Below are 7,822 nucleotides of genomic sequence, written 5' to 3' on the forward strand. Positions count from 1 at the left end.
ACGGCCTCGGAGAACACCCCCGTGCTGCGCACGCGCACCCGTTTCGAGACCGGCACCTCGCTGCGGATTGGGCCGCTACTGCGTGCCTTGGGGCGGCGTGAAAAAACCCTGCAAGAAACCCCGCAATGAGCCTTGCCAAACCCCTGCGGCTGGGGTATCCCGCCCGCCACGGTCGGAGTGTAGCTCAGCCTGGTAGAGCACTGTCTTCGGGAGGCAGGGGCCGGAGGTTCGAATCCTCTCACTCCGACCAATGAAACAAGGCGCCTTCGGGCGCCTTGTTCGTTTCTGAAACAGTTCCCCTTGGTTCATTGAACCGGACGCCTGGTCGAACTCCAGTGCCTTTGCCGCTCTGCGAAGGGGCTCGGGGCTGTACCGCGCGTGGGTCGAGGCGGTGATCCGGGTGTCCGAGTGGCCGAGATACTGGGCGATCTCGTCCATCTAGATGCCGGCCTCAGCCATGTGAAAAGCAGCGGTGTGCCTGAGTATGTGCGGAGTCACGCCGGCATTGTTGCAGAAGTCGGCTTCAGGACACGAGGGCTCTTTCCCTGGCTGAGGTCAGGCCACGCGTTCGATCTCGGCGGTGCCGAGGGCGGTGAAGCGGTTCATCAGGGCGACGCGGATGTGGATCTCGGCTGTCTGGCGGTCGGGGTCCCTTGAGGCGATCCGCGCGCCGAAGGATTTCAGATTCCTCATCCGGGCCTCGACCCGGCTGAGGGCATGTTAGCCGGACCAGCTTTTCCAGATCGTCCGGCCGAGGCGCCGGGTTGCCCTCAGGATGTCGTTGCGGGCCAAGGCGGCGGGGCAATCTTCTTTCCAGAGGCGGCCGTTTCTGCGGATAGGAGCGAGGGCATGACTGCCACCGGTCCGAAGGAGTGCCCGAGCCCCTGTGCCGCCGCGTGCAAGGATCACCGCATGGCAACGGCGGGTGTCGAAAGGCGCCATCACCGGTAACGGTGCCGATTTCCTCGTCTTCCGGGATCTGGTCCAGAAGATCGAGGAGCACGGGGCTGTCCACTGCCCGACAGTGGTTTGCGCAGCACAACCACGAGAGGGGCCCTCGCGGCGAGAGGTGAATTCCACCGCCCGGATGTCGCCGGTCGCCGTGTCCATCGCCAGATGGGACTTGCGGTACTGGCGGCGGCGGTGGGTGCCATGCTTCCTCGCCAGCCACTCTCCGTCGCCCAGGAACCTGATCCCGGTGCGGTCTGTCACCCGGCAGGGTATTGCGAAGCAATGTCCCGAGAGGGCACCAGCAGGTTCAGAGGGCCCGGAGCCCGGCGCGATGAAAGCTGGACCGCGATTGTCTTCTGGCGGCGGCTGAGCGTGGAGAAGTCCGGGACCGGCCAGTCCAGACCAGCAATCTCGAGGATGCTGGCGACCATTCCGCTCGTTTGCCGAAGCGGCAGGCCGAAGAGCCCGGGGCCGAGCCCGTTCAGGGCTGGAAACAGTCCACCGGACTGTTTCCCGGGCGCCCTTCACCCTTGATCATCAGGCGGAACTGGATGGCGGCGTCGGAGAAGACCGGCGGACGTCCGGGCTTGCCAGCCTTCGGCGCAAGCCAGTCCATGTCGCGGTCTGGCCAGACGAGCAAAGAACCGCGCCGCTCCAGCGCGTCGTTATAGGATTTCCAGTTGGTCGTACGGTAGCGGGCGGGTTCGGGCTTGCTCATGGCAGGCTCTCAACCCACCGGATTCACGCCGTGACTCCCGGAAGCGGATGAGTTCTGCAACAAAGCCGTTCTGAGCTCAAAATCGACCTTATAGGTTTCAATGGCTTATCCGAGGCCAGAAGGGTAAAATCGGTGGCTCTCGACACAAAAGGCGCCCCTGAGGGCGCCTTTTTCGTTTCCAGCATTCATTACCAGTGGTCGTTCCTCTGAGGTGTCGCGATCGTCTGCAGCACCCAGGTCTCTGGCGGCGCGGCGGGGGCCGGGGCCCCCGCTGTCGGGACGCTAGAGGTGGAAAGGCAGCCACAGCACGATCTGCGGGAACAGCGACAACAGCGCCGCCACGAAGAGCATCATCAGCACGAAGGGCACCACGCCCCGGACAACCACGCCCAGCGGCTTGTTGGCGATGGCCTGGATCACGAAGAGGTTCAGCCCCACCGGCGGCGTGATCAGCGCGATCTCGATCAGCAGGACGAAGTAGACGCCGAACCAGATCGGGTCGAGCCCGAGCCCCAGCACCGTCGGCAGCAGCACCGGCACCATGATCAGCAGCATCGACATGCTCTCGAGGAAGAGCCCGATAAACAGCAGGATCAGCGAGACGATGACGATGAAGCCCACCGTGCCCGGCACGTGGGTGTCGAAGATATGCGCCACCTGCTGCGGGATCTGGTAGAGCGTAATTGCCTGGCCGAAGATCTTGGCGCCCACGACGATGAGGAAGATCACCGTGGTGGTCTGCACGCTGTCCTTCACCGCCCGGAGGAAATCGCTCCAGCTCAGTGAGCGCTGCGCCACGGTGATCGCCAGCGCCATGGCGGCGCCGATGGCGCTCGCCTCGGTCGGCGTGAAGGCTCCGGCGTAGATCCCGCCCAGCATCACCACCGCCAGCAGTACCGTCGGCAGCGCCCGCAGCGTGGCCTCGGTCCGTTCGGACCACGAGGCGCGGGGGCTGGCCGCGGCATTGCCGCCGAAGGCCGCCGACAGCACGGTATAGAGCCCGAAGACGGTGATCAGAAGGATGCCCGGGCCGACCCCCGCAAGGAATAGCTTGCCGATGCTTTCCTCGGCGATGACTCCGTAGACGATCAGCGGGATTGACGGCGGGATGAGGATGCCCAGCGTGCCTCCCGCTGCCAGCAGCCCGAGGGTGAAGGACGGCTTGTAGCCGCGCTTCGTCATTTCGGGCACGGCGACGGTGCCGACGGTGGCGGCGGTGGTCACGGAGCTTCCCGAGATCGCCGAGAAGATGCCGCAGGACAGCAGCGCCGCGACCCCGATGCCGCCCGGCCAGTGGCCGACCCAGCTTTGCACCGCGCGGAACAGGTCGCGTCCGACGCCGCCCTTGAGCAGGATGTTCGACATCAAGAGGAACAGCGGCACCGCCAGCAGTACGAAATCGTTGAGCGAGCCGAAGAGGTTGGTCGGGATCAGCGCCAGCGGAAGCCCCTTGAGCACGATGAGCCCGGTCCCCAGCGCCGCCAGCGCAAAGGCCACCGGCAGGCCGGTGAGCAGCAGCAGGACCAGCGCGGAAACGATGTAGATGGGGATCATCGGGCGTCCTCGGTCATGGAGTGAAGCTCTGCCTCTTCATGCGAGACGAAGGCGGGCGCGGGCCGGAACGGCAGGCGTACGAGATCGGCCAGCGCCTGCAACGCGAGGCAGGCATATCCCACGATGATCGGCGCCTCGGCGATCCATTCGGGCATCTGCAGCATAGTGGGCTGGCGGCGGCCCATGGTGAAGCTCTCGACCATGGCGCCGAAGCAGAGCCAGACGGCCAGCAGCGAGAAGCCCCCGATGACCACCAGCGTGAAGCCCTGCGACAGCTTGCGCAGCGGTGCCGGCGCGTTGGCCACGACGGCGGTGATGCGGATCATGCCGTCGCTGCGCAGCGATTGTGCCATGGCGAGGAAGGTCAGCCAGATCATCAGCGTGGTGCCCACGTCCGAGGTCCAGCGCGTCGGCGCGCGGAAGACGTAGCGGGCGAGCACCTCGTAGGCGAGGATCACGGCGATGATCACGATCATCACGGCCGCGATGCGCGCGGCGGTCACCGAGATGCCGTCGACGATGCGCAGGGCGCGCAGCGACGGCGGCAGCCTGGCGCCATCTGCGGATGCGGGAGCGCCATGCGCTCCCGATCCCTTGTGCGTTGCCTCATGTGCCATGGTGGCGGGCTCAGTAGAGCGCCTGGACGGCGTCGACCAGCTGCTTGCCGAGGTCGCCGCCATCCTTGACGAAGACGTCGACCGCGGGCGCGGCGGCCTCCTGCCAGGCGGTGACCTGCTCCGGCGTCAGCTCGGTCACCGTGGCGCGGCCGTCGGCCAGCCATTCGGCGGAGGCCACGTTGTTGGCCTCGGTCTGGTCGCGCAGGCTCTGCTCGGCGGTCATCGCGGCCTCGGTCACCCAGGCCTTTTCCTCGTCCGAGAGGCTGTCGAAGAGGCCGTCGTTGATCACCACGATGAACTCGGCCAGCGAGTGGTTGGTCATGGTCACGTGGTCCATCACCTCGTAGAGCTTGCGCGATTCCACCGCGGTGGTGCCGCTCATGCCCACGTCGACGGTGCCGCGCTGGTAGGCCATGAACTGCTCGGAGCCGCCGATCACCACCGGGGTGCCGCCCACCGCATCGATGAAGTCGCCCGAGGGCTTGCCGAGCGCGCGGACCAGCTTGCCTTTCATCTGGTCGGGCGAGGTCAGCGCCTCGCCCTTGGAGAGCAGCTGCACGGGGCCGTAGTCCTGCCACCAGAGCACCTTGGTGCCGGTCGAGCCGATCATGCCGTCAAATGCCTTGCGGAAGTCGCCTTCCGGGTCGGCGGCCTTGGCGAGAACCTCGTAGGTCGGGAACAGGAACGGCACCGAGAAGATGCCTGCAGCGGGCAGGGTGCCCGAATATTCGTCGGCCAGCACCACGCCCATGTCGATGGCGCCGCTCGCCACGGCCTTGGGCACTTCGCTGCCCTTGAAGAGCTGGGCGCTGTCGTAGATCTCGACCGACATCTCGCCGCCCGAGATCTCTTCGAGCTTCTCCTTGAAGGTGACGACGTTCGCGCCGATGGGGTGGTTCACCGCCACCTGCACGGTCGCGCGCAGGGTGCGCTCGGCCATGGCGGCGGATGTGGTCGCGACGATCGCGGTGCTGGCCAGCAGCAGGCCGGTGACGAAGGCTTTCATGACGTATCTCCTCCCAGAGACTCCAGGGGCCGTGGCCCCGGTCGTTGCCCGGTTCGGGCGGTTGCTGTGACCGGCGGGGACCTCCATCCCGGTGCTCCGGCCACGAATTCGGATGCGGGTCAGACGATCCCGTTCTCGCGCAGCTCGCCCAGTCGCTCGGGCGTCACCGACAGCAGGTCGCGCAGAATCTGCTCGGTGTGCTCGCCCAGCTCGGGGCCGACATGGCGCAGCTTGCCGGGCGTTTCCGACAGGCGCGGCGCCACGTTCTGCATCTTGATCGACCCGAAATCCCGGTGCGGCAGCTCGACGATGGCCTCGCGCGCGGCGAAATGCGGGTCCTTGAGCATGTCCGCGGCCGAGTAGATCAGCCCGCAGGGCACGCCGTGGTCCTCGAGCAGGTCCTGCAGCGGTTCCAGGTCGATGGTCCGCGTCCAGTCCTCGATCAGCCCGTCGAGTTCGCGCATGTTGGTGCCGCGCGCCGCGTGGGTGGCGTAGCGCGGGTCCTCGGCCAGCTCGGGGCGGCCCATGGCGGCGGCGAGGCGGCGGAACACCGTGTCCTGGTTCGCCGCGATCAGCAGCATCTTGTCGTCGCGGGTGCGGAAGACGTTCGAGGGCGAGACGTTGGGCAGGGTGGCGCCGGTGCGCTCGCGGACGTAGCCCGCCACGTCGTATTCGCTGACCGTGCTCTCCATCATCGCGAGCACCGCCTCGTAGATGGCGCTGTCCACGACCTGCCCCTCGCCGCTTGTCTGGCGATGGTGCAGCGCCATGAGCGCGCCGATGCAGGCGTAGGTGGCGGCAAGCTCGTCGCCGATCGAGATGCCCATGCGGCTGGGCGGGGTCGACGGATCGCCCACCACGTAGCGCAGCCCGCCCATCGCCTCGCCGATGGCGCCGTAGCCGGCGCGGGCGGAGTAGGGGCCGGTCTGGCCGTAGCCGCTGACTCGCACCATGATGAGCCGCGGATTGATCTTGCGCAGGGTCTCGTAGCCGAGGTTCCAGCGCTCCATGGTGCCGGGCCGGAAGTTCTCGATCACGATGTCGGTGTCGCGCACCAGCTCGTGGATCAGCGCCTGTCCCTCGGCGGTGCGCAGGTTGATGGTCAGCGACTTCTTGTTGCGCCCGACCACCGGCCACCACAGCGACTTTCCGTAGGGCTTTTCCTGCCCCCAGACGCGCAGCGGATCGCCGGATCCGGGCTGCTCGCACTTGATCACCTCGGCGCCGAAATCCGCCAGCAGCTGGCCGCAGAACGGCCCCGCCAGAAGCTGGCCCATCTCGAGCACGCGAATGTTCGAAAGCGGCCCCTGCCGCGGCTCCTCGGCCTGCTTCATCAGCGCTCTCCCCCTCGCTTCGGTGCCTGTCTCCAGTGCGCGACGCGCATCGACAAGCCTGCGCTAAATGGATACATTTTTGTGAGCCGTGTAAACAGCAATTTTCCGGAGGAGGGAGAGATGCTGCCAAAAAAAGCTGAAATCGTTGAGGTTTCCCCGAGAGATGGGATCCAGAACGAAAAAACGATTCTGACATTGGATGCAAAAAATTCACTGATCGACCGCGCAATTGCTGCAGGTGCGAAGCGGATCGAGGTCACCAGCTTCGTGAATCCGAACAAGGTTGCGCAGATGGCCGACGCCGAGCAGGTGGCCGCAGCCCTGCCGCGCGGGAAGGCGCGCTACATCGGTCTGGCGCTGAACCGGCGCGGCTTTGACCGGGCGCTGGCGGCGGGTCTCGACGAGGTGAACTTCGCTGTCGTGCTGAGCGAAACCTTCAGCCGCCGCAACCAGGGTATGGGCACCGACGATGGCATCGCGCTCTGGCACGAGGTCGCGCGCGCGGCCGAAGGCCGGATCGGCGCCGGGATGACCCTTGCGGCCGCCTTCGGCTGCCCGTTCGAGGGCGAGATGCCGATCCCGCGCATGATGGCGGTGCTCGAGCGCGCGCTCGAGGTGCCGCCCGCCGAGCTGACGCTGGCCGACACCATCGGCGTGGCCAGCCCCGCCGACATCACCGCGCGGGTGGGGGCGGTGCGCGAGCGCTGGCCGGAGCTGCCGATCCGCCTGCACCTGCACAATACCCGCAACACCGGCTTCGCCAATGCCTGGGCCGGGATCCTGAGCGGGGTCACCGCCTTCGACGCTTCTCTGGGCGGGGTCGGCGGCTGCCCCTTCGCGCCGCGGGCCACCGGCAATGTCGCCACCGAGGACCTCGCCTACATGCTTCAACGCGCAGGCATCGACACCGGCTGGGACGTGGAGCGCGCGACCGAGGCCGCGCGCTGGCTCGAGGCGCAGCTTGGCCACGAGGTGCCGGGCATGGTAATGAAGGCCGGATCCTTTCCGCCCGCCGCGCTGGCCTCGTGAGCGCGCCGCCGGACGCCGGAACGCCGACGGGGAGGATGCCGACTGCCAGAAAGAGGCTCATGAAAGACCCCAAGCCAGTGCCCCCCAAGGGCCCAGCCGCCGAACAGGCCTACCACGCGATCCGCGACAGCATCTTCTCGGGCCAGCTCAACGAGAACGACCGGGTCACCGAGCTCGAGCTGGCCGACACGCTGGGCATGTCCCGCACGCCGGTGCGCGAGGCGGTGAAACGGCTGCTGCTCGAGGGGCTGCTGACCCGCGACGCGGGGCCGGGGCTGCGGGTCGTGGCGCTGCAGGACGACGACGTGCAGCAGATCTTCGAGATCCGTCTGATGCTCGAATCCTACGCTGCGCGGCGCGCGGCGAAATACGCCACGCCCGAGGAGGCGGCCGAGATGCGCGCCCTCGCGCAGCGCATGGCCGACCGGGTGCCGCCGCGCACGGAAGAGGACTTCCGGGCGCTGTCGGATGCCAATGAGGCCTTCCACGGGCTGGTGCTGCAGGCCGCCCGCTCGCCGCGTCTCAAGGCGATGCTCTCGGTGGTCGTGCACCTCGCGCTGGTGGCACGGACGTTCCGCATGTACCGCGAGGCGGACATGCAGCGCTCGGCCCG

At 67.2% G+C, this 7,822-nt stretch carries 6 protein-coding genes, 1 tRNA gene and 2 pseudogenes; 4 read left to right on the top strand and 5 right to left on the bottom strand.

Annotated elements, in window-relative coordinates; translation table 11 throughout:
• Window positions 1–129 (top strand): annotated as a pseudogene (locus HC022_RS29175) (EamA/RhaT family transporter); the annotation flags it as partial.
• A 44-nt stretch (window positions 130–173) separates the two neighbouring features.
• Window positions 174–250: transfer RNA gene (locus HC022_RS14710), tRNA-Pro, on the top strand.
• A 305-nt stretch (window positions 251–555) separates the two neighbouring features.
• Here the strand turns inward: HC022_RS14710 and HC022_RS14720 are convergent.
• The 5 genes and pseudogenes from HC022_RS14720 to HC022_RS14740 all read right to left on the bottom strand — a co-directional run bounded on the left by HC022_RS14720 (window position 556) and on the right by HC022_RS14740 (window position 6,180).
• Window positions 556–1,669 (bottom strand): annotated as a pseudogene (locus HC022_RS14720) (IS5 family transposase).
• Window positions 1,670–1,951: 282 nt separating this feature from the next.
• Window positions 1,952–3,223: a TRAP transporter large permease gene (locus HC022_RS14725; RefSeq protein WP_167452949.1), complete on the bottom strand. Its 1,272-nt coding sequence runs from the start codon at window positions 3,221–3,223 to the stop codon at window positions 1,952–1,954.
• A complete protein-coding gene (locus HC022_RS14730) occupies window positions 3,220–3,840 on the bottom strand; it encodes a TRAP transporter small permease (protein ID WP_008883842.1) in 621 nt (206 codons plus the stop codon). The genes HC022_RS14725 and HC022_RS14730 overlap by 4 nt, the downstream gene beginning before the upstream one ends.
• 10 nt (window positions 3,841–3,850) lie before the next feature.
• Window positions 3,851–4,846, bottom strand: a complete 996-nt coding sequence (gene dctP / locus HC022_RS14735; protein ID WP_008885460.1) for a TRAP transporter substrate-binding protein DctP — start codon at window positions 4,844–4,846, stop codon at window positions 3,851–3,853.
• 119 nt (window positions 4,847–4,965) lie between these two features.
• On the bottom strand, window positions 4,966–6,180 hold the full coding sequence (locus tag HC022_RS14740) for a CaiB/BaiF CoA-transferase family protein (RefSeq protein WP_167452950.1): 1,215 nt from the start codon (window positions 6,178–6,180) through the stop codon (window positions 4,966–4,968).
• 120 nt (window positions 6,181–6,300) lie between these two features.
• Here HC022_RS14740 and HC022_RS14745 point away from each other — a divergent pair, with 120 nt between their 5' ends.
• Window positions 6,301–7,209 (top strand): hydroxymethylglutaryl-CoA lyase, encoded by a 909-nt coding sequence (locus HC022_RS14745; RefSeq protein WP_167452951.1) that lies wholly within the window; start codon window positions 6,301–6,303, stop codon window positions 7,207–7,209.
• Between the two features lie 59 nt (window positions 7,210–7,268).
• The coding region (locus tag HC022_RS14750; RefSeq protein ID WP_167452952.1) for a GntR family transcriptional regulator at window positions 7,269–7,822 on the top strand (554 nt) is incomplete at its 3' end.

Origin of the sequence: Salipiger sp. HF18 (assembly GCF_011806505.1) — a bacterium.
In the GTDB taxonomy this organism is placed as follows: domain Bacteria; phylum Pseudomonadota; class Alphaproteobacteria; order Rhodobacterales; family Rhodobacteraceae; genus Salipiger; species Salipiger thiooxidans.

Bases quoted from the DNA above. Each gene is read 5' to 3' on its own strand.
- HC022_RS14725 (WP_167452949.1), bottom strand. From the start codon at position 3,223: ATGATCCCCATCTACATCGTTTCCGCGCTGGTCCTGCTGCTGCTCACC.
- HC022_RS14730 (WP_008883842.1), bottom strand. From the start codon at position 3,840: ATGGCACATGAGGCAACGCACAAGGGATCGGGAGCGCATGGCGCTCCC.
- HC022_RS14740 (WP_167452950.1), bottom strand. From the start codon at position 6,180: ATGAAGCAGGCCGAGGAGCCGCGGCAGGGGCCGCTTTCGAACATTCGC.
- HC022_RS14745 (WP_167452951.1), top strand. From the start codon at position 6,301: ATGCTGCCAAAAAAAGCTGAAATCGTTGAGGTTTCCCCGAGAGATGGG.
- dctP (WP_008885460.1), bottom strand. From the start codon at position 4,846: ATGAAAGCCTTCGTCACCGGCCTGCTGCTGGCCAGCACCGCGATCGTC.